This window comes from Microbacterium sp. K24, assembly GCF_004794465.1.
Classification (GTDB): domain Bacteria; phylum Actinomycetota; class Actinomycetes; order Actinomycetales; family Microbacteriaceae; genus Microbacterium.
Window position 1 is genome coordinate 14,807 of the sequence record NZ_SSDJ01000137.1, and the last position, 23,913, is coordinate 38,719.

The window sequence follows — 23,913 nt, forward strand, 5'->3', positions numbered from 1 at the left end:
AGCCTGGTTCGATGCCCGAGCAGCATCGCCGTCCCATCCGTCGACCGACCAGCGCCTTCGACAACATCGTCGGCGCGCACGATCCCGCCGAGGAGACGCGCGTCGCCCACGCGACGGCATCCGCTCTGCTCACCCGCGTGCGCGCGGACGAGAGCGGGGCGAGCGCCGAGCGCCTGGTCGCCTTCACGGCTGAGCACGGCATCGACGAGATCGCAGAACTCTGGTCGAAGGCGCCGTCGCGCACGCTGCCCGGAGCTCTGTGGCGGCTCTACGTGCTGCAGCTGGCGATCCACGGCGACCCGCACACGGCGGCCCTGCTGTACGAACGAGGCCGCGTCGAACTGCACTCCGCCGACATCGTCATCGCGGGTGCGCCTGTTCCGGCGGAACCGGACGAACTGGTCGCGCTCATCGACACGATCCTCCGCGGCGCGTTCCGCGGGGACTTCGCCGTCGCACTCGATCGTGCGGCTGCGTTCTGTCGAGTGCAGGCATCCGGCGCGACGCACACGGCCGACGACTACGAGCCGACCGAGCCGGCGCGGGCGAGCGAGCTCACGACGAGAGCCCTGCGTCTCAGCAGCTACGGGCAGGACCTCTCGGCTGCTGCAGTGCTCTGGCGTCTGGGTTCCCTGGCCTAACGGGAACGGGGGCACGAAAGCTCCCGCGCAGAGAAAGACCGGGCCGCAAGAACGCCTCTCGGCGGAAGGCCGCTCAAAGCGGCAAAAATTGGAGCCCGGGGTTATGCGGCCCGGCCATTCGATTATAACGCGAGACCCCGATCGGTATTCCCGGACCGTAGGCTCGGAGGATGAACCGGCGCTTCGCACTCATGATCGATCCCGTCGCGGCCGACGAGGACCGCTCCGACTTCGGCGACACCTTCACCTTGGTGGACGCCGCGGCCCCTGCCCTGAGTGTCGGGGAGCTCAGCACCCAGCGCGGTGACGGCGTCTTCGAGTCCATCGGCGTGGTGGACGGACACGCGCAGGAGGTGGTGCCGCATCTCGAGCGGCTCGCGCACTCGGCGCGACTGTGCGACCTCCCCGCACCGCATCTGCCGCAGTGGAGGCAGGCGATCGACGAGGCCGCCCGCCAGTGCGGGGAGGGCGAGGCGGTCATCAAGCTGATCCTCAGCCGCGGCGTCGAGCACGGACCGACGCCGACCGCCTGGGTCACCGCCGCGCCGGCAGCCGACTTCTCGCGCGTGCGCGCCGAGGGCGTGCGGGTCGTGACGCTCGACCGCGGGTACGACCTGGGAGCGGCGGAGCGGGCGCCCTGGCTGCTCCTCGGCGCCAAGACGCTCTCCTACGCCGTGAACATGGCCGCGCTGCGCGAGGCGCACCGTCGCGACGCGGACGACGCGATCTTCCTGTCGAGCGACGGCTTCGTGCTCGAGGCGCCGACGGCGTCGCTCATCCTCCGCTTCGGCGACCGCTTCGTGACGCCGGCGCCGAACGGCGGCATCCTGCACGGCACGACGCAGCTGAGCGTCTACGAGCACCTGTCCGCGCGCGGGTTCGAGGTCGGATACGACCGCATCCCGGCATCCGATCTCCCTCGGGCGGATGCCGCGTGGCTCGTGTCGAGCGTGCGTCTCGCAGCCGCGATCACCGCTGTCGACGGGGCCTCGCTGCCGGTCGACCAGGCCCTCACCGACGAGCTGAACGCCTACCTGCTCTCACCGCGCGACTGACGCGTCGGTGCACAGCACGGGAAAGGCCCGGAGACCGACGTCCCCGGGCCTTTCTCATGCCAGACCTCGGATCATCCGAAGCGGCCCGAGACGTAGTCCTCGGTGGCCTGCACGGACGGGGTGGTGAAGATCGACGTGGTGTCGTCGTACTCGATCAGCTTGCCGGGCTTGCCGGTGCCGGCGATGTTGAAGAACGCCGTCTTGTCGGACACGCGGCTCGCCTGCTGCATGTTGTGCGTGACGATGACGATCGTGAACTCGTTCTTCAGCTCGCCGATCAGCTCCTCGATCGCGTAGGTCGAGATCGGGTCGAGTGCCGAGCACGGCTCGTCCATCAGCAGCACCTCGGGCGATACGGCGATCGCGCGCGCGATGCACAGACGCTGCTGCTGACCGCCGGAGAGGCCGGATCCCGGGCGATCGAGACGGTCCTTGACCTCGTTCCACAGGTTCGCACCGGTGAGCGACTTCTCGACGAGGGCGTCCTGGTCGCTCTTCGACATGCGGCTGTTGTTGAGCTTCACGCCCGCGAGCACGTTCTCCTTGATGGACATCGTGGGGAACGGGTTCGGCCGCTGGAACACCATGCCGACCTGACGGCGCACCAGCACCGGGTCGACGCCGGGGCCGTAAAGGTCCTTGCCGTCGAGCAGCACCTCTCCCTCGACGCGCGCGCCGGGGATGACCTCGTGCATGCGGTTGAGGGTGCGGAGGAAGGTGGACTTGCCGCAGCCGGAGGGGCCGATGAACGCGGTCACGCTGCGGGGCTGGATGTCGAGCGATACCCCTTCGACCGCGAGGAAGCTGCTGTAGTAGACGTTGAGGTCGTTGACTTCGATGCTCTTGGACACGTGGGTTCCTGTTCTGAGTGGTCGGGCGCTCAGCGGCCGGACATCTTCGGGGCGAACAGCTTCGCGATGAGGCGTGCGAGCAGGTTCAGCACCATGACGATGAGGATGAGGGTGAGGGCGGCGGCCCAGGCGCGGGCGACGGCCGCGTCGGGGTTCGTGCCCTGGTTCATGTACTGGTTGTAGGCGAACACCGGCAGGGTCATCATCTGACCGTCGAAGATGTTCGTGTTGAGGCTCTGAGTGAAACCGGCGGTGAGCAGCAGCGGGGCCGTCTCGCCGATGACGCGCGAGATGGCGAGCATGATCGACGTCGTGATGCCGGCGATCGACGTCGGCAGCACCACCTTGAGGATGGTCAGCCACTTCGGCACGCCCAGCGCGTACGACGCCTCGCGCAGCTCGTTCGGGACGATCTTCAGCAGCTCCTCGCTGCCTCGCACGACGACCGGGGTCATCAGGACCGCAAGGGCGAGGGCGCCCATGAAGCCCATCGAGATGCCGGGCTTGATCAGGAGCGCGAACACCGCGTAGATGAACAGACCCGCGACGATCGACGGGATGCCGGTCATCACGTCGACGAAGAACGTGATCGCCTTCGCGATCTTGCCGCGACCGTACTCCACCAGGTAGATCGAGGTCATGAGTCCGATCGGGACCGAGATGACCGTCGCGGTGAGCGTGATCAGGACCGTTCCCCAGATCGCGTGCACGATGCCGCCGCCGTCACCGACGACGTTGCGCATCGAGAAGCTGAAGAACTCCGCGTCGAACCGCTCGATGCCGTTGGCGACGACGGTCCAGAGCAGCGAGATCAGGGGCAGCAGGGCGACGAGGAACGCGGTGGCGACCAGGGCGGTCATCAGGCGGTCGACGGCCTTGCGGCGGCTCTCGACGATCGAGGAGATCACGGTGATGATCACCATGTAGAGCAGGATGCCGACGATCACCGTGCCGGCGATGTTAAAGTCGGCGAGGTCCGCGCCGGCGGCGGCGACGCCGAAGACCGCGGCGGAGATCAGGAAGGATCCGCCGAGGAGGGCCCAGGGCGCCCACTTCGGCAGCTTGCCGGCGGTGAGGGCGGCCGTGTGCGGCGTGACGGGAGCGGCGGTGAGGGTGGTCATGTCAGTTCGCTCCCGAGAACTCGGCGCGGCGCGCGACGATCCAGCGCGCCAGCGCATTGACCGCGAAGGTCACGACGAAGAGGATGAGGCCGGTCGCGATGAGGGTGTTGACTCCTGTGCCGTGCGCCTCCGGGAAGGCGAGCGCGATGTTGGCCGGGATGGGTGTCGGGTTGGTCGCGGTCAGCACGAGGAAGCTCACGACCGCGGAGGGGGAGAGGACCATGGTCACTGCCATGGTCTCGCCGAGCGCGCGGCCGAGTGCCAGCATCGCGGCCGAGACCATGCCGCCGCGGGCGAAGGGGAGGACCGCCATCCGCACCATCTCCCAGCGCGTGGAGCCGAGCGCGAGCGCCGCCTCCTCGTGGAGCTTCGGCGTCTGCAGGAAGACCTCGCGGCAGATCGCCGTCATGATCGGGATGCACATGACCGAGAGCACCAGTGCCGCGGTGAGGATGGTCTTTCCGGTCGAGGAGACCTGGCCCTGGAAGAACGGCACCCAGGAGGCGTTGGTGTTCAGCCACGCGTAGATCGGCTGCAGCAGCGGGGCGAGGACGAGCCCGCCCCAGAGGCCAAAGACCACCGAGGGGACCGCGGCGAGCAGGTCGATGATGTACCCGAGGAAGGCCGCGAGGCGCCGATGGGCGTAGTGCGAGATGAAGAGAGCGATGCCGATGGCGATCGGCGCGGCGATGAGCAGGGCGATGAAGGATGCCCAGAGCGTGCCGAAGACGAGGGGCCACACGTACACCCAGAACGACTCGCCCTTGAGGATGTGGTTGCCGGTCGTGTCGAGTTCGAAGGCCGGGATGCTCTGGATGACGAGGAACGCGGCGACGAGCGCGAGGACGATGAGGATCACGATCCCCGCCCCGAGCGCGGTACCGGAGAAGACCCGGTCGCCGAGCCGCTGCTTGGCCTTGATCGGTGCGGGCGGCGCCTTGGTCGGTGCCGGTGTCGGCGCCTGCGCGGTCGTGCTCATGATCTCCCTGTTTCGGGCCGGGTCGAGGTGGAGCGGGTGGTGACCTGGCGGAGCCCCCGCGTCCGGTCGGGACGCGGGGGCACCGCCGTCAGTCGGTGGGCGCGATCAGCCGACCTGGATCAGGTCGATCGCGGCCTGGACCTGCTCGCGCAGGCTGTCCGAGATCGGGGCGCTGCCGGCGTTGTCCGCGGCGGCGTCCTGGCCCTCGGCGCTCGCGATGTACGAGAAGTACGCCTTCACGAGCTCCGCGACGTTGGTGTCCTCGTACTGCTCGCAGCCGATGAGGTAGCTGACCAGCGCGATCGGGTAGGCGCCGTCGGCAGCCGATGCCGGGTCGACGTCGAAGACGAGGTCGCCCTCACCGCGGCCCTCGGCCAGCGGCGAGCTCTCGACGAGCTTCGCGGCCGCCTCGGCGGAGTAGGCGACGAAGTCCTCGCCGACGCCGACGTGCACCTGACCGAGGTCTCCGACCTGCGACGCGTCGGCGAAGCCGATCGCACCGTTGCCGGCGGTGATGGCCTGGACGACACCGGAGGTGCCCTGAGCGGCCTCGCCGCCCTCGATCGGCCACACGTCGGCCGGCTCGTAGGTCCAGACGTCACCCGCGGTGGCGCTGAGGTACTTGGTGAAGGTCTCCTGCGTGCCCGAGGGGTCGGAGCGGTGGACCGGCGAGATCGCCAGGTCGGGGAGCTCGACGCCGTCGTTCAGGGCGGCGATCTCCGGAGCGTTCCAGTTGGTGATCGTGCCCGCGAAGATGCCCGCGATGGTGGCGGCATCCAGGTTCAGGGTGTCGACGCCCTCGAGGTTGAACGCGACGGCGACCGGCGAGATGTAGAGCGGGACCTCGACGATGTCGTCGGATGCGCAGGCGCCGAAGCCGCCGGCGGCGATCTCCTCGTCGTTGAAGGCGCGGTCGGAGCCGATGAAGTTGCTGCCGCCTTCGAGGAAGTTCTCACGACCCGTTCCGGAACCGGTGGGCTCGTAGTTGACGGTCACATCGGGGTTGGCGGTCTGGAATGCGGCGACCCAGGCCTCCTGGGCGGCGGTCTGCGACGACGCGCCGGTGGCGTCGATGGTGCCGGAGAGCGTGGACTCCGAGGGCTCCTCGCTGGAGCCGCCGGTGCCGCCTTCGTTCGCGGCGCAGCCGGCGAGTGCGAGAGCAGCGACGGCGCCGATGGCGCCGATGCGAGCGATTCGGGAGATCTTCACTGTGGATCCGTTCGATCGTGGAATGGGTAGAGGCCCGGTGCAGGGCACACAGTGACGCTAGGTGCGGCGGTTAACGAGACTCTCCCGCACAGGTGAACGGCAGGTGAACGACGGACGACTCTCTGGGGTGGACCCAGGCGATCACTGGGGACGCGGAGGCGTCAGACCTTGGGGATGTGCGTCTCGATCGAGATGATGCCGGAGCCGGGATTGGTGGCCGAGAGGTGCACGACGGAGAACGCCCCGGGCTCGAGGTCGGCGGCGCTGCTGAGGTAGGACCCCTGGATGGTGCCGGTGGCGAGGGCGATCTCGGAGAGCAGGCCGGGCAGGACCGGCCCATGGCTGCAGAGCACGGCCGGCTTGCCCGCGCGGACTCGGCGTCCGACGACCGCGCGCAGGTCGGACGTGCCGTCCTCCCAGGCGTCCTGGCTGATCTTCGAGGTCTTCACGATCTTGCGGTCGAGTTCCCGGGCGAGCGGCGTGACCGTCTCGACGCACCGCACGGCGTCGCTGGTGACGATCTTGCGCGCGCCGAAGGCCCGCAGGGGACCCACGATCGACCGCGCCTGATTCCGCCCGCGCACGGCCAGCGGACGTGCGGCGTCCGCGCCGTCCCATTCCGAGCGGGAGAGCGCCTTCGCGTGCCGCAGGGCGATGACGGGGAACGTGCGCAGCACGCCGTCGTCGACGAGGTTCGTGAAGAAGTCGAGGATCTCCAGATCGACGGGGTAGCTGAGGCGCTCACGGGCCTTCTTGGCGCTCACCCATTCGACGGCGGCGATCTCGCGGTTCGGCACGAACGTGGATGCGCGGATCGCGTCATCGGTCGCCTCGGCCGCCCAGTAGTGCACGACCTTCTGCTTCTGCGAGGCGAGGTGGTAGCGGCTCACGCCGACCGGAACGCCGAGGGAGACCCGGATGCCGGTCTCCTCGTGCACTTCGCGCACAGCCGTCTCGGCGAGCATCTCGCCCGGATCGACCTTGCCCTTGGGCAGCGTGACGTCGCGGTACTTCGTGCGGTGGATCAGCAGGATCCGGAGCTTCCCGTCGACGAGGCGCCAGACGACGGCCCCCGCGGCGTAGACCGCCTTGTCGTTCCACTTGGAGGCGGGCGGCGGCGTGCGCGCTGCGCGGGCGTGCTGCTCCTGACGGACGGTCATCGCACCGCCCGTGCGCGACGGCGGCGCTGGATCAACCCCATGGTCTTATCCTGCAGGTCGACGAGCGGCTTGCCCTCGGCATCCTCGGCGTGCCGCGTCCACACGCCCTCGGCTCCGAGATGCCATGAGGTGGTCCCCGCATCCATCGCGAGGTCGAAGAACGACAGGAGCTCCTTCAGGTGAGCCGGGTCCGAGACGCGTACCAGTGCCTCGACGCGGCGGTCGAGGTTGCGGTGCATCATGTCGGCGCTGCCGATGTACACCTGCGGGTCGCCGTCGTTCTCGAAGGCGAAGATGCGGGAGTGCTCCAGGTAGCGGCCGAGGATGCTGCGCACCGTGATGTTGTCGCTGATCCCGTCGAGGTCGGTGCGCAGGCTGCAGATGCCGCGCACCCACACCTCGACCTTCACGCCGGCGGCGCTGGCACGGTAGAGCGCGTCGATGATCTCCTCGTCGACCATCGAGTTGACCTTGATGCGGATGTGCGCGGGTCTGCCGGCCTCGGCGTTCTTGCGTTCGGCGTCGATCTGGCGCACCAGGCCCTTGCGGAGGTGCAGCGGCGCGACGAGGAGGCGCTTGAACTTCTTCTCGATCGCGTAGCCGCTGAGCTCGTTGAACAGGCGCGTGAGGTCTTTGCCGACCTGCGCATCGGCGGTGAACAGCCCGAAGTCCTCGTAGATGCGGCTGGTCTTCGGGTTGTAGTTGCCGGTGCCGACGTGCGAGTAGTGCTGCAGCTTGCCGTCCTCCTCGCGGATGACGAGGGCGAGCTTGCAATGGGTCTTCAGCCCGACCAGGCCGTAGACGACGTGCACGCCGGCCTTCTCGAGCTTGCGCGCCCAGACGATGTTGTTCGCCTCGTCGAACCGGGCCTTCACCTCGACGAGCGCGAGCACCTGCTTGCCGGCCTCGGCGGCGTCGATGAGCGCCTGCACGACGGGGCTGTCGCCCGAGGTGCGATACAGCGTCTGCTTGATCGCGAGCACGTGCGGGTCGCGGGCGGCCTGCTCGAGGAACGCCTGCACGCTCGTCGTGAACGACTCGTAGGGGTGGTGCACGAGCACGTCGGACTTGCGGATCGCCTTGAAGATGTCGGCGCGGCTGTTCGATCCCGTCGGCTGGAAGGCGACGGCGGTGGTCGGCAGATGCGGCGGGTAGCGCAGGTCGGGCCGGTCGATGCGGGAGAGGTCGAACAGGCCGCGCAGGTCGAGCAGGCCGGGGAGCCGGTAGACCTCCAGGTCGGTGATGTCGAGCTCGCGCACGAGCAGGTCCATCGTGACCTCGTCCATGTCGTCGGTGATCTCGAGGCGGATCGGCGGGCCGAACCGACGACGCAGGAGCTCGGCCTCGAGCGCCTGGATGAGGTTCTCGCTCTCGTCCTCCTCGATCTCGACGTCTTCGTTGCGGGTGAGCCGGAACGCATGGTGGTCGAGCACCTCCATGCCGGGGAAGAGGTCGCCGAGGTGGTTGGCGATCAGTTCCTCCAGACGCAGGAACCGCTTGATCTCGCCGTGGCCGGGCACCTCGACGAAGCGCGGGAGCATGGGCGGCACCTTGAGGCGCGCGAACTCCTGGCGACCCGTGCGGGCATTGCGGATGCGGATCGCGAGGTTCAGCGAGAGGCCCGAGATGTACGGGAAGGGGTGGGCGGGGTCGACCGCCAGCGGCATCAGCACGGGGAAGACCTGGGCGCCGAAGTAGTCCGAGAGGGCGGAGCGCTCCTCATCGGTGAGCTCGGACCAGTCGGTGATCTCGATGCCGGCATCCGCCAGGGCGGGACGCACCAGATCGGTCCAGGCGGCGGCGTGACGCAGCTGCAGGGCGTGGGCCTCGCGCGAGATGTCGGCGAGGGCGTCGACGGGGGAGCGCCCGATGTTCGTGGGCACCGCAAGGCCGGTCATGATGCGGCGCTTCAGTCCGGCGACGCGGACCATGAAGAACTCGTCGAGGTTGCTCGCGAAGATCGCCAGGAAGTTCGCCCGCTCGAGCTCCGGCAGCGACGGGTCCTCCGCCAGTTCCAGCACGCGCTGGTTGAACGCCAGCCAGCTCAGCTCACGATCGAGGTACCGGTGGTCGGGAAGCTGGGCATCGGGCGACTCGATGGCATCGAAGTCGTCGTCTTCGGCATCACCGAGACCGGCGTCGGTGAGAGCGGGATCGATCATGGCTACATCTAAGCACCGAGAGGTGACGCGCGTGTGAACGGACCCGATCCGTTACCGCGCTGCGGCTGTCGCCGAGACGGTCTCTTCCTCGTACACGTTGAACCGGTAGCCGACGTTGCGCACCGTGCCGATGATTTGCTCCTGGTCGCCCAGCTTCGCCCGCAGCCGGCGCACGTGCACGTCGACCGTGCGGGTGCCGCCGAAGTAGTCGTACCCCCACACCTCGCTGAGGAGCTGCTCGCGGGTGAACACGCGCGAGGGGTGCGTCGCGAGGAAGTGCAGCAGCTGGAACTCCTTGTACGTGAGATCCAGGGGCTTGCCCCGCAGTTTCGCGGAGTACGACTGCTCGTCGATCGTCACGCCGGACGCCTGCACCCGCGAGGGCTCTGCGACCTCGTCGCGCCGGGCGAGCCCGAGGCGGACGCGCGCGTCGATCTCGGCCGGTCCGGCCGTGGAGAGCAGGACGTCGTCGATGCCCCAGTCTCCCGAGAGCGCACTCATGCCGCCCTCGGTGACGACGAGCAGCAGCGGTGCATCCTGCCCGGTCGCCCGGAGAAGTCGGCACAGCGACTTCGCGCCGACCAGGTCGTGGCGGCCGTCGACGACCACGACGTCGTAGTCCGGAGCGCTGACGAGCTGAGCGGGTTCCGCCGGGATCTGGCGGACGCGATGGCTCAGCAACTCGAGCGCGGGAAGGACCTGCTCCGAGAGCGGAGCGTTGGTCAGAACCAGCACCAGGGCCACGCGCACTCCTCACCGGCGCGGAGGTCGACGCCGTGCCGCCATGATACCGGCAGCGGATGCGCAACAATGGTGTCATGTCCGAACCAGCACTCGCACCGCGTAATGCCTTCGTCGGCGTGATCGTCGTGTGGGCCACGGCATTCGTCGCGACCGTGGCCGTCGGCATCTTCGTGGCCGAGGAGTGGCGGGTGCCCTGGATGCTCGTCGCGTTCGGATGCGTCGTGCTGCTCTCCTTCGCCGTGCAGCTCTGGTACGGACGGACCCAGGGGTTCATCTTCCGCGTGGCCGGCAGCGTCGTCGGGTCGCTGCTGCTGATGGGGCTGATCTCCATCGGATTCGGCATCGCCGCACTGCTCCCCTCGTAGGCCGGAGCGCCTCACCCGGCGGTAAGGTGGAGGCATGGATCTCATCGCGCTCGAAATCTTCTACATCGGCCTGCTGGGCCTCGCGAGCCTCGCCATCGTCTTCGTCGCGGCCGTGGTTCTGCGCAACCTCTTCCGCGGCCAGCGCTGACGCACCGTGATAGAGCTGCCCACAGACCTCCCCGCGGAGCTCGTCCCGCTCTCGTGGCTCATCGGCGTGTGGGAGGGGACCGGCGTCATCGACTATCCCTTCGGTGACGAACGGCTGCAGGGCGAGTTCACCCAGCGGGTGAGCTTCAGTCACGACGGCGGTCCGTTCCTCAACTACTCCGCCACCGCGACGTTCACGGGCGACGACCACGCGGTGTCGATCCCGCTGACGGCCGAGACCGGATTCTGGCGTCTGGCGCGTCCGGCGTCGGCGGCGGATGCCGGTCCGGCGCTGCTGCCCCCGCAGGAACCGACCGTCACCCGCACCGTCGACGACGTGGAGAGTCTGCGGGCCGCGAACGGGGGCTTCCCGATCGAGGTCTCGCTCGCCCACTCCGACGGTCTGCTCGAGTTCTACGTCGGCGAGATCAACGGCCCGCGCGTCGACATCGCCTCCGATGCCGTGGTCCGCGCGTCAGGCGCCAAGGAATACGGCGCCGCATCCCGCATGTACGGCCTGGTCGACGGCCACCTGCTCTGGGCGTGGGACATCGCCGCCCTCGGCACGCCGCTGCGCGCGCACGCGTCCGCGCGACTGGCCAAGGTCTGAGACGGACGGCATCCGACATGAGCGTGTTCCAGAGTCTTCCCGGGGCCGTCGCCGACGAGCACGGCATCGCACATTTCGGTGATCCCTTCCGCGAGCAGCGTCGGCTCGCCGCCGGCGACGCCGTGGTCGCCCTCGACGATCGCACCGTCATCGAGGTGGCCGGTCCTGAGCGGCTCGGCTGGCTCGACTCGATCACCTCGCAGTCCGTCGGACGGCTGAGCGCCGGCGACAGCACCGAGCTCCTGGTGCTCGATCCGCAGGGCCGCGTCGAGCACGCCGCGGGCGTCGTCGACGACGGCACCTCGACCTGGCTGATCGCCGACGCAGCGGATGCCGATGCTCTCGCGACCTGGCTGACCCGGATGAAGTTCCGCACGCAGGCGACCGTCGACGTGCGCCCCGAGCTGGTGCTCGTCGGTTTCGTCGACGGAGGCGCCGCCGCGCGGTCCGTGCATGCCGCGGCCGCTGCCGAAGACCGCGTCCCGCTCGTGTGGGAGGACCCCTGGCAGCATGTCGCGCTCGGCGGACACCAGTACGCCGAGGTCGTCGATCACCCCGGTGCGGCCCTCGCCTGGCGCGTCGCCATCCTCTCGCCCGAGGCCGCCGACGCGCTCGCCGCAGGCCTGGATCCCGAAGCGGCCGCGGGTCTGCTCGCGGCCGAGGCGCTCCGCATCGCGGCCTGGCGTCCTCGATGGGCGGCCGAGGTCGATGACAGATCCCTCCCGCACGAGTCCGACTGGATCCGCACGGCCGTGCACCTGAACAAGGGGTGCTACCGCGGTCAGGAGACCGTCGCCAAGGTGCACAACCTCGGCCATCCGCCGAGGCGGCTCGCCGCCCTTCAGCTCGACGGCAGCGACGCCGTGCTGCCGGAGCCCGGAGCTCCGGTGTTCGCCGGCGACGACGAGATCGGCCACGTGACCTCGGTCGCGCGTCACCACGAAGACGGACCGATCGCGCTCGCGATCCTCGCGCGGCGCGCTCCGATCGGCGACCTGCTCGTGCGTGCGGAGGGCATCGACATCGCCGCGTCGCAGCAGGTGATCGTGCCCGCGGATGCCGGAGCGACGGCAGACATCCCTCGCCTCACTCGGCTGTCCCGCCGTCCCTCCGCACCGGACCCGCGCAGCGCCTAGCCCCCGCAGAGAATCAGGGCGTGAGCCTGTGCAGGTCGCGCGGGAAGAGTGTCACCTCGCGGATGTTCGACGCTTCGAGCAGCCGTGCGACCCACCGCTCGAGGCCGATCGCGAATCCCCCGTGCGGCGGCATCCCCTGTGCGAACGCGTCGAGGTATCCCGCGTACGCGGAAGGTGATTCGCCGCGCGCCTCGATGGCCGAGACGTAGTCGGAGTGGCGGTGAAGACGCTGCCCTCCGGTGACGAGTTCGAGGCCGCGGAAGAGCAGGTCGAAACTGTTGCTCCACCGGTCGTCGTCGGGCTGCGGATGCGTGTAGAACGGGCGCTTGCGCATCGGGTACCCCTCGACGGCGAGCACGTCGCTGCCGTGCTTCTCGAGGGCCCACTCCCCGAGCGCGCGCTCGTGCACGGGCGCGAGGTCCGGTTCCTCGTCGGGGGCGCCGACGATGCGAAGAGCGTCCGTGAAATGGATCACGGGGATCTCGTCCGGGATCACCGGCATGTCGACACCGAGCAGGTCCACGGCGGCGGCGCTCTCGGTCCGCACGCACTCGAGCATCCCGGCGAGGACCTCGTGGAGCTGGGCGAGGACGTCGCGATGGTCTCGGATGAAGCCGAACTCGACGTCGAGCGAGACGTACTCGGCCAGATGACGGACCGTGTCGTGCGGCTCGGCGCGGAAGACCGGTCCGACCTCGTAGACGCGCTCGAAGACGCCCACGAGCTGCTGCTTGTAGAACTGCGGACTCTGCGCGAGGAAGGCGGTCCTGCCGAAGTAGTCGACCGGGAACACGTTCGCCCCGGACTCCGTGATCGTGTCGACGATCTTGGGGGTGTGGATCTCCGTGAACCCTGAGGAGTCGAGCGTACGGCGGAATCCGCGCAGACTCGCGGCCGTCAGCTCCCACTTCGCCCGCTGCGAGGGGTGGCGCCACGTCACGGCGGCGTGGTCGAGCAGGGTGGGGAGCGCCGCGTCGAGCGTCGGGCGCCAGAGTTCCACGACCGGCGTGCGCGCCGGTTCGGAGAGCAGCTCGATCACGGGGGAGACCACCTCGACCCCGCCCGGGGCCTGCGTGTTGGCCGCCACCGTGCCGGTGACCCGCACGACGGTCTCTTCGCTGGGGATGCCGTCGACCGGGATGTCCTGCGGCCGCAGCACGATCTGGGCGAGCCCCGAGCGGTCGCGCAGGATCAGGAAAGACACCTTCGACAGCTCTCGACGGCGGTGGACGTGCCCCTCGAGCATGATGCGACGGCCGAGAGAAGCCTCGGCGAGTTCGGCGGCGAGGGTGCGGGCGGGGTCGGGTGATCTCATGATTCCTCCAGGATGTGGAAGCCCTGGAGGTGCGGGCGGGGGCTAGATCGCGGTGCCACCACACCTTCGCCGATGATCACCGGCCTCTCGTCGATCCGCTGGACGCGCGGGCCTCGCCTTCCCGAGGGGCGGGGGCGTCACTCCCCGGCGATGGCCGATGTCAGTGTATCGCCTCGCTCGATCATGGACCGGCGACGGGCGCGACGGCCTCCCACGGCAGCGTGAGCTCGCCGAGGCGCCAGCGGGTGCGCCCGCCGAGCACCGGCCAGCCCTGCTCGCGCAGCGCCGAGACCGTGGCCAGGAATCGCTGCGTGGCGCCGAAGGTCGACAGCGACGCCGCGCGGTCCCACTCGCGGTCGAGGTCGGTCAGCAGCGCATGGATCCGTTCGCCGGGCACGTTGCGGTGGATCAGCGCCTTGGGCAGTCGTTCGGCGACGATGCTCGGGTGCTCGAGCCCGGCCAGGCGCAGCGAGATCGTGAATCGCAGGGGCGAGCCGTCCGGCCGCACGTCGACCCAGCTCGCCACCCGGCCGATCTCGTCGCAGGTGCCCTCCACGAGCAGGCCGTCGGGAGCGAGGCGCGTGGCCATCGTCCGCCAGGCCGCCGCCACGTCCTCCTCGTCGTACTGCCGCAGCACGTTCATCGCCCGGATGACGGCGGGCCGTCGCCCGTCGGCCAGCGGCACCTCGAAGCCGCCGCGCGCGAACGACACCCGGAGATCGCGGGGGAAGGGCGTGCGGCCGGCGCGGACCTCGGCGAGCTGGGCGTCGGCGGTCGCGACGCGCACCGGATCGATCTCGAGGCCGCGCACCTCGGCATCCGCTCTGGTGCGGCGCAGCCGTGCGGTCAGCTCGAAGGCGGTGACGCCGCTGGCTCCATAGCCGAGGTCGACCACGAGCGGGTCGTCGGCTCGGCGGAACGCCGCGCTCGCCGCGATCCATCGGTCGTTGCGGCGCAGTCGGTTCGTCCCGGTCGTGCCGCGCGTGGGCCGGCCGAGGGGAGATGACGCCATGCGTCAATCCTCGCGCCTCGATGCGCCTCGGGACCAATCCGGAGCGGCCGGCGCGGATAAACTGGCGGCATGACTGCGACCCGCACTTTGATCCTGCTCCGCCACGGCCAGAGCGAGTGGAACGAACTGAACCTCTTCACCGGCTGGGTGGACGTCCGCCTGACCGAGCAGGGCAAGGGCGAGGCCCGCCGAGGCGGCGAGCTGCTCGCCGAGGCCGGCATCCTCCCCGACGTCCTGCACACGTCGCTGCTGAGCCGTGCGATCCAGACCGCGAACATCGCGCTCGACGCCGCCGATCGCCTGTGGATCCCGGTGACCCGGTCGTGGCGCCTGAACGAGCGCCACTACGGGGCGCTGCAGGGCAAGGACAAGGCGCAGACGCTCGAGGAGTTCGGTCCCGAGCAGTTCCAGCTGTGGCGCCGCTCGTTCGACGTGCCCCCGCCCCCGCTCGACGACGCCAGCGAGTTCAGCCAGGTCGGCGACGCCCGCTACGCCGACATCGACGGCGAGGTGCCGCGCACGGAGTCGCTCAAGCTCGTGATCGACCGTCTGCTTCCGTACTGGGACAGCGCGATCGTGCCCGACCTCGAGGCCGGCAAGACCGTGCTCGTCACGGCGCACGGCAACTCGCTGCGCGGCCTCGTCAAGCACCTGGAGGGTATCGGCGACGACGACATCGCCGAGCTGAACATCCCCACCGGCATTCCGCTGGTCTACGAACTCGACGAGAACAACGCGCCCACCGGCCCCGGCCGCTACCTCGACCCCGAGGCTGCTGCCGCCGGTGCCGCCGCGGTCGCCGCGCAGGGCAAGAAGTAGGTCCTCGGACCGATACGAGAAGGGGCGGATGCCGACAGCATCCGCCCCTTCTTCCGTGTGAAGGGCTCAGGCGTGCCCGAGCTCCTGCTGCTGCTCGACCGCGAGAGCGATCTCGGCCTCGGAGACCTGCCAGTCGCCCGTCGTGAGGTAGACCATCTTTTTCGCGATCGCGACCGCGTGGTCCGCGAAGCGCTCGTGGTACCGGCTGGCGAGCGTGGCATCGACCGTGGCGGTCGTCTCACCCTTCCAGTTGTCGCTGAGGACCTTCTCGAACACGTTGGCGTGCAGCTCGTCGACGTCGTCGTCCGCATTGCGGATCGCGTCGGCGAAGCGCAGGTCGCCCGTGCGCAGCAGTTCGGAGAGCGTGCGTGAGATCTCGACATCCAGCTCGCCCATCTTCACGAACGTGCCCTTGAGGCCCTTCGGGATGGCGCGCTCCGGGAAGCGGAGCCGAGCCAGCTGGGAGATGTGCTCGGCCATGTCGCCCATCCGCTCCAGCGACGCGCTCACGCGCAGCGCCGTCACGACGATGCGCAGGTCGCGGGCGACCGGCTGCTGGCGGGCGAGGATCTCGATCGCCTGCTCGTCGAGCGTGACGGCCAACGCGTCGATCTTGGCGTCATCGGCGATGACCTCCTCGGCCAGGGCGACATCGCTGGTGGCGAAGGAGCGGGTGGCCTTGTCGATCGCGACCGTGACGAGGTCCGCGATCTCCACGAGCTGGGACTGCAGGTCCTCGAGGGACTGGTGGAAGACTTCGCGCATGGTGGGGCGCAACCTTTCATTCGGATCTCGGCTGTGTGCACGGCACGAGACGGCGGTTCGTCCGCACGGGAGCGGGTCTGCGCTCCCGCGCAGGCCCGAAGAGATTGTGTGCTCCGAAGGTTAACGAACGGTGCCCAGCACGTGAATAGTACTTCTCGCGTTGCCGCCAGGGCGCAGAAACCCGCCGGATGGGCGGTGAACGCACTCTACGCTGGTGTCATGACCTTGCCGCAGCTCGCGCTGTCTTCGCTCGCCATCGGGCTGGTGATCGGCATCGGCCTCTCCCTCCTGGTGGTGTGGGCGTACCGGGCACGCGCCAGGGCCGAGGAGGAGACCTCGCTCGAGATCCCGGCCGGCATCAACGACGTCCTCGGCAGCATGGACGACGCGGCCTGCGTCGTGGATTCATCCGGACTCGTCCTTGCGGCATCTCACGCGGCGACGCGCTTCGGCATCGAGGTGGGGTCCACTCTCGACAATCCGGAGCTGCGTCAGCTCGTGCGCGGGGTGAAGGCGGCCGGCGGTTCGCGGACCGAGTCGTTCCGGATCACCCGCGGCGGTCTGAGCCTGGACCCGCGGCTCGTCTCTGCCCGCGCGAGCGTGATCGCCGCACGGCTGGTGCTGCTGATCATCCGCGACGTCACCGAGCAGGAGCGCCTCGACCAGATGCGGCGCGACTTCGTGGCGAACACCAGTCATGAGCTGAAGACGCCGGTCGGCGCGGTCAGCCTCCTCGCGGAGGCCATCGAATCCGCCGCCGACGATCCCGCGCAGGTGCGCATCTTCGCCGCGCGGATCTCTGCCGAAGCCGGACGCCTCGGGCAGCTCACCGGACGGATCATGAGCCTTTCGCGCCTGCAGGCCGAGGACGGACTCACCGAGGTCGCGCCCCTGGCCATCGACGAGGTGATCGCCTCGTCGATCGAGGCGCACGTGGTGCAGGCCGATTCGGCGGGGGTCGAACTCGCCCGAGGCGGCGATCGCGGCGTCTGGGTGCGCGGCGACGCCCAGATCCTCGTCGAGGCGGTCGGCAACCTCATCGCCAACGCCATCGTGTACTCGCCTCGCGGATCGCGCGTGGGTGTCGGCGTCAAGGTCGACGGAGAGATCGTCGAGATCGCCGTGTCCGATCAGGGCATCGGCATCGCAGAAGGCGACCGGGAGCGCATCTTCGAACGCTTCTACCGCGCCGATGAGGCCCGCTCACGACGCACCGGCGGCACCGGCCTCGGGTTGTCGATCGTCAAGCACGCCACGCAGCGACACGGCGGCGAGGTGCGCCTGTGGTCGCGTCCCGGCCGCGGCTCGACGTTCACCATCCGGCTTCCCCGGATCGAGACTCCCGGGCACGTCGACTCGGACAAGAAGAGCAAGAAGAAGCGCGCACGGAAGGCGGCCAAGGCCGCAGCATCCGCCCGCGTTCGAAACGGAGAGAGAGCATGACCCGCATCCTTCTGGTCGAGGACGAGCCCGACCTCGCCGACCCGCTCGCCTATCTGCTCCGCCGCGAGGGATACGACGTGGAGATCGCCGAGGACGGCCCCGGGGCGCTCACGGCGTTCCGCGAGCGCGGCGCCGACATCGTCCTCCTCGACCTCATGCTCCCCGGGATGCCGGGCACCGAGGTGTGCCGTCAGATCCGATCGACGTCGGCCGTGCCGATCATCATGCTCACGGCCAAGGACTCCGAGGTCGACATCGTGGTGGGACTCGAGCTCGGGGCCGACGACTACATCACCAAGCCGTACTCCTCGCGTGAGCTGCTCGCCCGGATGCGGGCCGTGCTCCGTCGCGTCGTGCAGGCCGACAGCGAGCTCGACGAGCGCGTGCTCGACGGCGGACGCGTGTCCCTCGACATCGACCGGCACACCGTCTCGGTCGCGGGCGCGCAGATCAACATGCCGCTCAAGGAATTCGAGCTGCTCGAGGTGCTGATGCGCAACTCGGGTCGCGTCCTGACCCGCGGGCAGCTGATCGACCGGGTGTGGGGGAGCGACTACTTCGGAGACACGAAGACGCTCGACGTGCACATCAAGCGCATCCGCTCCCGCATCGAGGAGAACCCGAGCGAGCCGGTGATGCTCGTCACCGTGCGCGGCCTGGGGTACCGCTTCGAGGGCTGAGTCCCCCTGAGGACGAGAGAGGCCGGCACCCCGTGGATGCCGGCCTCGTCGTCTGCGTCAGCGACGGATCACTCCGCGGGTGCGGGTGCCGCGGTGTCGGTCGGGGTGGGCTCCGGCGTCGGCTGCGATGCGCGCTCGCTGACGTCGGGGACCAGGTCCGCGTAGTAGGGGAGGGCGCCGTCGAGGACGGGCACCTGCGTCTTGACGCCGGTGGAGTCGCCCGACTGGAAGTGGACCTCGATGGTCGCACCCGGCTTCGTGTCGAGGTCGACGACGCGCAGCGGCTCGGCGTCGGCGCCGAGGCTGACGGTCTCGCCGGCCGGCACCGTGACGGTGAACGAGTCGATGCCGTCGACCGAGAGCGTCAGCGTGGCCTTCTCGTCGGTCGGGTTCACGATCGCGGCGATGAAGTTGCCCACGGAGCCGTCTTCGGTGGCGACGATGAACGCGTTGCGGATGTCGAGCGGCCCGTCGGCGTCGGAGACGTTCACTCCGTCGGACGCGGGGTACTCGATCTGCGTCGACTGCGGGGTGATGAACGTGCACCCGGTCGCACCGAGCAGAACGAGGGCGCTGAGCGCGGCAGACGCAACAAGGCGCGATTTCACGGGTCCTCCTGAGGTCCGGCGGGGTATCCGCATCCATTCTACGGGTAAGCGGCGACGGCCTCCGAGCCTCCGAGGCGCGAACCTTAGCGCATATTCCCTGTGGTATCCTTGAGGTTGCCGAAAGGACACGTTTTTATGCTTTTTGAGGTTGGCGAGACTGTCGTCTATCCGCACCATGGCGCTGCGACCATCATCGAGGTCAAGGAACGCATCATCAAAGGTGAGACGAAGAAATATCTGAAGCTCAACGTCACGCAGGGTGATCTCATCATCGAGGTCCCGGCTGAGAATGTCGACCTCGTCGGCGTTCGCGACGTGATCGGCAAGGAGGGCCTCGACCACGTGTTCGAGGTTCTGCGTGCGCCGTTCACGGAGGAGCCGACCAACTGGTCGCGTCGTTACAAGGCGAACCTCGAGAAGCTCGCCTCCGGCGATGTCATCAAGGTCAGCGAGGTCGTGCGCGACCTGTGGCGTCGTGATCAGGACCGTGGCCTCTCCGCAGGAGAGAAGCGGATGCTGGCGAAGGCTCGTCAGATCCTCATCTCCGAGCTCGCGCTCGCGGAGAAGACCGACGAAGACAAGGCGGGCGCTCTGCTCGACGAGGTCCTCGCGTCCTGAGTGCTTTTCACGAAGGGGCGGATGCTGCGGCATCCGCCCCTTCGTCGTCCCCGCCCACGCGGTAGCGTGAGACGGTGACCCTGCTCCCTGTCCCCGACACCGCGATCATCGTCGTCGCCGCAGGCTCCGGCACCCGTCTCGACGCCGGAGCACCCAAGGCGCTGGTCGGCATCGACGCGCATTCGATCCTCCGGCACGCGCTCGACGGCGTCTTCGCGGCCGCCCCGGCCCAGGTGATCGTGGTCGCCCCGGCCGGACACGAGGGCGACGCGGAGGCCGAACTCGAAGCGGCGGCCGGTGAGCGCCGGGATCTCGGTCGTGTCGTCACCGGCGGTGCGACCCGCCAGCAGTCCGTCGCCGCAGGGCTCGCGGCGCTCTGGGGCGATGTGACGACCGTTCTCGTGCACGATGCGGCCCGTGCCCTGACGCCGCCCGCTCAGATCGATGCCGTCGCCGCCGCGGTGACGGCGGACACGGGTGTCATCCCCGCGCTCCCCGTCGTGGACACTCTCAAGCGGGTCGAGGCCGACGCGGTCGTCGGTCCGGTCGACCGCGCAGAGCTGGCCGCGGCGCAGACTCCGCAGGGATTCCCCCGGGGTCTCCTCGAGGAGGCGTATGCGGCGGCCCTCGGCTCCGGCATCGAGTACACCGACGATGCAGCGCTGTTCGCGGCATCCGGTCATCCCGTGCGACACGTCGACGGTTCCGAGCTGGCGTTCAAGATCACGACGCCCGCCGACCTCGAACGCGCGCGGCACCTGCTGACAGCATCCGGCGGCGCGACACCCGCGCCCTCCGAAGCTCGACCCCGCATCACCGGGCTGCCGCGGGTCGGCCTCGGCACCGATGTGCACGCCTTCGGAGGCGAGGGCCACCTCTGGCTCGCCGGTCTGGAGTGGCCGGGGGAGCCGCCGCTGTCGGGTCACTCCGACGGGGACGCGGTCGCGCACGCCATCGTGGATGCCCTGCTCGGCGCCGCCGGTCTCGGCGACATCGGCGAGCACTTCGGCACCGCGCATCCGGAGTACGCGGGGGCGCACGCCGAGGTCTTCCTGGCCCGCACCAGAGAACTGCTCGATGCCGCGGGGTTCGTGATCGGCAACGTGTCGGCGCAGTTCCAGGGGAACCGGCCGCGATTCAGTGCCCGCCGGGCCGAGGCCGAGGCGGTGCTGTCGAGGGCTCTCGGCGGGGCACCCGTGTCGGTCACGGCCACGACGACCGACGGCCTCGGTTTCCCGGGACGGGGCGAGGGCATCTCGGTCACGGCGGTCGCCCTGGTCGTGCCCGACGAATCACGGAGAGTGTGACGTTTCGCGGAGGATTTCGCCCGATCGGTCCGTGATTCGTCACATCGTCCGCGATTCGTCACCCGGCGGCGGGCGTTCAGCCGTGCCCGAGTAGGCTTGAGCGGTGACACTCCGCCTCTACGACACCCGCGCTGCGACCCTGCGCGACTTCGTGCCTCTCGACTCCGAGAACATCACGATGTACGTCTGCGGACCCACCGTCCAGTCGGGCCCGCACATCGGGCACATCCGCGGCGCTCTGAGCTTCGACCTGCTGCGCCGGTGGCTCGCGCACCGGTACGGCCGCGTGACCTTCGTCCGCAATGTCACCGACATCGACGACAAGGTGCTCGCCAACGCGAAGGATGCCGAGCCGTGGTGGGCTCTGGCGTATCGGATGGAGCAGGAGTTCACCGCGGCATATGCCGGTATCGGCATCCTCCCTCCGACGTACGAGCCGCGCGCCACGGCATCCGTCCCTCAGATGCAGGAGCTGATCGCGCTGCTCATCGAGCGGGGGCATGCGTACCCGGCTCCGGACGGCTCGGGCGACGTCTACTTCGACGTGCGGTCCTGGTCGGAGTACGGCGCGCTCACCCACCAGTCGATCGACGCCATGGAGCCGGCAGAGGACGCCGACCCGCGCGGCAAGCGCAACCCGCAGGACTTCGCCCTCTGGAAGGGGGCCAAGCCCAACGAGCCGGCCGACGCGATCTGGACGTCTCCGTGGGGGGCCGGTCGCCCCGGATGGCACATCGAGTGCTCCGCCATGTCGAAGCGGTATCTCGGCGCGGACTTCGACATCCACGGCGGAGGCCTCGACCTGCGCTTCCCGCACCACGAGAACGAACTCGCGCAGTCGACCGCCGCAGGCGACGGCTTCGCCCGCTACTGGGTGCACAACGGCCTGGTGACGGTGAACGGGCAGAAGATGTCAAAATCGCTCGGCAACTTCACGCTCGCCGCCGATGTGCTGGCCGCGCACGACCCGCTCGTCGTGCGCTACGCCCTCGCCGCAGCGCACTACCGCTCCAGCCTCGACCTCTCGGAGTCGTCGTGGGCGGAGGCGGAGGCGGCGCTCGGGCGCATCAGCACGTTCCTGCAGCGTGCCGCGCGCACCGCCGGAGGCGGCATCGGGTTCTTCGCCTCGCAGAGCCTCCCCGAGGCGTTCACCGCCGCGATGGACGACGATCTCGGTGTGCCGCAGGCGCTCGCCGTGCTGCACGAGACGGTGCGCGCGGGCAACTCCGCGCTCGACGCAGGGGAGACGGATGCCGCGCTCGACGCGCTGCGAGCCGTGCTGGCGATGACCTCTGTGCTCGGCCTCACCCCCGCATCGGATGCGAACGCCGGCGCCGAGGCATCCGCTCTGGACTCCCTCGTCCAGACGATGATCACTCAGCGCGCCCAGGCGCGGGCTGACAAGGACTGGGCGGCGGCGGATCGCATCCGTGACGCGATCGCCGCCGCAGGAATCACGCTGGAGGACTCTCCGGCCGGAACTCATTGGAGTATCGATGGCTAAGCCAGGGCGCCCCGGCGCGAGCAAGGGAAACAAGAAGGGCCCGACCAAGGGCACCGGAGGACTCGGACGCAAGGCCCTCGAGGGTCGCGGACCGACCCCGAAGGCGGAGGACCGCGCCTGGCACCCCGCCGGCAAGCGCAAGGCCGCGGCCGAGCGCTACGCGGCATCCGGCGGGAAGGGCAAGCCGAACCAGCGCCAGGCGTCGGGCGGCAACCCCAACCGCTCTGCGCGCGCGAAGGACAACACGTCCGAGGCCGAGACGGTCACCGGCCGCAACTCGGTGCTCGAGGCGCTCCGCGCCAAGATCCCGGCGACCGCGTTCCACATCGCGCAGCGAGTCGAGATGGACGACCGCGTCAAGGAGATGTTGTCGATCGCGACCCACCGCGGCATCCCGGTGCTGGAGGTCACCCGCCAGGAGCTCGACCGCATGGCGGGCTTCGACGGCGTGCACCAGGGCGTCGCCATCAAGGTGCCGCCCTACGAGTACGCGCACCCGCAGGACCTGCTCGAGCAGGCGATCGATCGCGGCCAGGTGCCGCTGTTCGTCGCCCTCGACGGCATCACCGATCCGCGCAACCTCGGGGCCGTCATCCGCTCGGCGGCGGCATTCGGCGCCCACGGCGTGATCCTGCCGCAGCGTCGCTCGGCCGGCGTCAACTCCGCGGTGTGGAAGACGAGCGCCGGTGCGGTCGCGCGCACGCCCGTCGCGCTCGCGACGAACCTCACGACGCAGCTCAAGGAGTTCAAGAAGCAGGGCGTCTTCATCCTCGGGCTCGCCGGCGACGGCGACGTCTCGCTGCCGGACCTGCAGCTCGCCGATCGGCCCGTGGTCATCGTCGCCGGCTCCGAGGGCAAGGGGCTCTCCCGCCTCGTCCGCGAGACGTGCGACCAGATCGTCTCGATCCCGATCTCGGCGTCGACCGAGTCGCTGAACGCGGGTATCGCGACGTCCGTCGCGCTGTACCAGGTCGCGACCGTCCGCGGCGCGAAGAAGAAGTCCTAGGAGGACGCGCATGGCTCGCATCACGGTTCTCGGAGGCACCGGCTATGCCGGACGTCACATCGTCGCGGAAGCCGTGGCCCGCGGGCACGCGGTGATCGCGGTCTCGCGTTCCGAGCCCTCCGACCCGGTGGCCGGTGCGGCGTACGTGCAGCGTTCCGTGCTCGATGTCGACGACGTCGTGGCGACCTTCGACGGAGCGGATGCCGTCGTGTGGGCGCTGTCGCCGCGCGGCGACATGGAGGACAAGGTTCTCGGGGCGCTGCAGAGCGTCGCCGGGGCGCTTGTCGGCACAGAGACCCGCCTCGGAGTGATCGGCGGTGCCGGCGGCAGCCTCGTCGCTCCCGGCGGTCCGCGGCTGTTCGACCAGGGCTTCCCCGAGGAGTACAAGGCCGAGGCGCAGGTCGGCATCGACTCGCTCGCCTTCCTGGAGAGCACGGATACCGGCCTCGACTGGTTCTTCGTGCACCCGGCGGAGGAGTTCGGGGCGTGGGCCGAGGGCGAGCGCACCGGTCACTACCGCGACGGCGGTGACGTGATCGTGCGGGATGCCGAGGGCAGGTCGCGGATCTCCGGCGCCGACCTCGCGGTCGCGGTCGTCGACGAGATCGAACAGGGCAGACACCACCGCGAGCGGTTCACCGTCGGCTACTGAGGCC

General features: G+C 69.5%; 24 protein-coding genes. 13 read left to right on the plus strand and 11 right to left on the minus strand.

Annotated elements, in window-relative coordinates; genetic code table 11:
- The first annotated feature begins 11 nt into the window (after positions 1–11).
- On the plus strand, positions 12–641 hold the full coding sequence (locus tag DW306_RS14325) for a DNA-directed RNA polymerase subunit beta (protein WP_136056272.1): 630 nt from the start codon (positions 12–14) through the stop codon (positions 639–641).
- A gap of 170 nt (positions 642–811) precedes the next feature.
- Positions 812–1,696, plus strand: a complete 885-nt coding sequence (locus DW306_RS14330) for an aminodeoxychorismate lyase (protein WP_136056273.1) — start codon at positions 812–814, stop codon at positions 1,694–1,696.
- A 71-nt stretch (positions 1,697–1,767) separates the two neighbouring features.
- Here the strand turns inward: DW306_RS14330 and pstB are convergent, their stop codons facing one another.
- From pstB to DW306_RS14365, 7 genes are all read right to left on the minus strand, one after another.
- Positions 1,768–2,547, minus strand: coding sequence for a phosphate ABC transporter ATP-binding protein PstB (gene pstB / locus DW306_RS14335; RefSeq protein ID WP_116635803.1), 780 nt, complete (start codon positions 2,545–2,547; stop codon positions 1,768–1,770).
- A 29-nt stretch (positions 2,548–2,576) separates the two neighbouring features.
- A complete protein-coding gene (gene pstA, locus DW306_RS14340; RefSeq protein ID WP_136056274.1) occupies positions 2,577–3,668 on the minus strand; it encodes a phosphate ABC transporter permease PstA in 1,092 nt (363 codons plus the stop codon).
- A 1-nt stretch (position 3,669) separates the two neighbouring features.
- Positions 3,670–4,647 carry a phosphate ABC transporter permease subunit PstC gene (gene pstC / locus DW306_RS14345; RefSeq protein WP_136056275.1) on the minus strand — a complete coding sequence of 326 codons (978 nt, stop codon included), beginning with the start codon at positions 4,645–4,647 and terminating at the stop codon, positions 3,670–3,672.
- Positions 4,648–4,752: 105 nt separating this feature from the next.
- Complete coding sequence (locus DW306_RS14350; RefSeq protein WP_136056276.1) at positions 4,753–5,856, minus strand: phosphate ABC transporter substrate-binding protein PstS; 1,104 nt, start codon at positions 5,854–5,856, stop codon at positions 4,753–4,755.
- Between the two features lie 161 nt (positions 5,857–6,017).
- Entirely contained in the window at positions 6,018–7,016 is a 999-nt protein-coding gene (locus DW306_RS14355; protein WP_136056277.1) for an NUDIX domain-containing protein, read from the minus strand.
- Entirely contained in the window at positions 7,013–9,178 is a 2,166-nt protein-coding gene (locus DW306_RS14360) for an RNA degradosome polyphosphate kinase (protein WP_136056278.1), read from the minus strand. Before DW306_RS14360 ends, DW306_RS14355 begins: the two co-directional genes overlap by 4 nt.
- Positions 9,179–9,229: 51 nt before the next feature.
- Complete coding sequence (locus DW306_RS14365) at positions 9,230–9,922, minus strand: response regulator transcription factor (protein WP_136056279.1); 693 nt, start codon at positions 9,920–9,922, stop codon at positions 9,230–9,232.
- A 74-nt stretch (positions 9,923–9,996) separates the two neighbouring features.
- Here DW306_RS14365 and DW306_RS14370 point away from each other — a divergent pair, with 74 nt between their 5' ends.
- From DW306_RS14370 to DW306_RS14380, 3 genes are all read left to right on the plus strand, one after another.
- Positions 9,997–10,287, plus strand: coding sequence for a hypothetical protein (locus DW306_RS14370; protein WP_168429342.1), 291 nt, complete (start codon positions 9,997–9,999; stop codon positions 10,285–10,287).
- A 154-nt stretch (positions 10,288–10,441) separates the two neighbouring features.
- On the plus strand, positions 10,442–11,044 hold the full coding sequence (locus tag DW306_RS14375) for an FABP family protein (protein ID WP_136056281.1): 603 nt from the start codon (positions 10,442–10,444) through the stop codon (positions 11,042–11,044).
- Between the two features lie 17 nt (positions 11,045–11,061).
- Complete coding sequence (locus tag DW306_RS14380; RefSeq protein ID WP_136056282.1) at positions 11,062–12,180, plus strand: glycine cleavage T C-terminal barrel domain-containing protein; 1,119 nt, start codon at positions 11,062–11,064, stop codon at positions 12,178–12,180.
- A 13-nt stretch (positions 12,181–12,193) separates the two neighbouring features.
- Here DW306_RS14380 and aspS read toward each other — a convergent pair whose 3' ends face one another.
- Positions 12,194–13,495 (minus strand): aspartate--tRNA(Asn) ligase, encoded by a 1,302-nt coding sequence (gene aspS, locus DW306_RS14385; RefSeq protein ID WP_136056283.1) that lies wholly within the window; start codon positions 13,493–13,495, stop codon positions 12,194–12,196.
- A gap of 181 nt (positions 13,496–13,676) precedes the next feature.
- Complete coding sequence (locus DW306_RS14390) at positions 13,677–14,507, minus strand: class I SAM-dependent methyltransferase (RefSeq protein WP_136056284.1); 831 nt, start codon at positions 14,505–14,507, stop codon at positions 13,677–13,679.
- 69 nt (positions 14,508–14,576) lie between these two features.
- Here DW306_RS14390 and DW306_RS14395 point away from each other — a divergent pair, with 69 nt between their 5' ends.
- Complete coding sequence (locus DW306_RS14395) at positions 14,577–15,326, plus strand: phosphoglyceromutase (RefSeq protein ID WP_136056285.1); 750 nt, start codon at positions 14,577–14,579, stop codon at positions 15,324–15,326.
- Between the two features lie 66 nt (positions 15,327–15,392).
- Here DW306_RS14395 and phoU read toward each other — a convergent pair whose 3' ends face one another.
- Positions 15,393–16,091 carry a phosphate signaling complex protein PhoU gene (gene phoU / locus DW306_RS14400; RefSeq protein WP_136056286.1) on the minus strand — a complete coding sequence of 233 codons (699 nt, stop codon included), beginning with the start codon at positions 16,089–16,091 and terminating at the stop codon, positions 15,393–15,395.
- A gap of 219 nt (positions 16,092–16,310) precedes the next feature.
- On the opposite strand from phoU, the gene DW306_RS14405 reads away from it, so the two are divergent.
- Both DW306_RS14405 and DW306_RS14410 read left to right on the plus strand, forming a co-directional pair.
- On the plus strand, positions 16,311–17,534 hold the full coding sequence (locus tag DW306_RS14405) for an ATP-binding protein (protein ID WP_136056287.1): 1,224 nt from the start codon (positions 16,311–16,313) through the stop codon (positions 17,532–17,534).
- Positions 17,531–18,214, plus strand: coding sequence for a response regulator transcription factor (locus DW306_RS14410; protein WP_136056288.1), 684 nt, complete (start codon positions 17,531–17,533; stop codon positions 18,212–18,214). Before DW306_RS14405 ends, DW306_RS14410 begins: the two co-directional genes overlap by 4 nt.
- A 68-nt stretch (positions 18,215–18,282) precedes the next feature.
- Here the strand turns inward: DW306_RS14410 and DW306_RS14415 are convergent, their stop codons facing one another.
- The gene (locus DW306_RS14415; RefSeq protein ID WP_136056289.1) at positions 18,283–18,822 is read right to left on the minus strand and encodes a DNA modification methylase; all 540 of its coding nucleotides are present in this window, start codon (positions 18,820–18,822) and stop codon (positions 18,283–18,285) included.
- A gap of 135 nt (positions 18,823–18,957) precedes the next feature.
- Here DW306_RS14415 and DW306_RS14420 point away from each other — a divergent pair, with 135 nt between their 5' ends.
- From DW306_RS14420 to DW306_RS14440, 5 genes are all read left to right on the plus strand, one after another.
- Positions 18,958–19,440, plus strand: coding sequence for a CarD family transcriptional regulator (locus tag DW306_RS14420; RefSeq protein WP_136056290.1), 483 nt, complete (start codon positions 18,958–18,960; stop codon positions 19,438–19,440).
- A 74-nt stretch (positions 19,441–19,514) separates the two neighbouring features.
- Positions 19,515–20,747 (plus strand): 2-C-methyl-D-erythritol 4-phosphate cytidylyltransferase, encoded by a 1,233-nt coding sequence (ispD, locus tag DW306_RS14425; protein ID WP_136056291.1) that lies wholly within the window; start codon positions 19,515–19,517, stop codon positions 20,745–20,747.
- A 103-nt stretch (positions 20,748–20,850) separates the two neighbouring features.
- The gene (gene cysS / locus DW306_RS14430) at positions 20,851–22,251 is read left to right on the plus strand and encodes a cysteine--tRNA ligase (RefSeq protein ID WP_136056292.1); all 1,401 of its coding nucleotides are present in this window, start codon (positions 20,851–20,853) and stop codon (positions 22,249–22,251) included.
- The gene (rlmB, locus tag DW306_RS14435; protein ID WP_136056293.1) at positions 22,244–23,257 is read left to right on the plus strand and encodes a 23S rRNA (guanosine(2251)-2'-O)-methyltransferase RlmB; all 1,014 of its coding nucleotides are present in this window, start codon (positions 22,244–22,246) and stop codon (positions 23,255–23,257) included. Before cysS ends, rlmB begins: the two co-directional genes overlap by 8 nt.
- Before the next feature lie 10 nt (positions 23,258–23,267).
- Positions 23,268–23,909, plus strand: a complete 642-nt coding sequence (locus tag DW306_RS14440; RefSeq protein WP_136056294.1) for an NAD(P)H-binding protein — start codon at positions 23,268–23,270, stop codon at positions 23,907–23,909.
- Positions 23,910–23,913 lie beyond the last annotated feature (4 nt).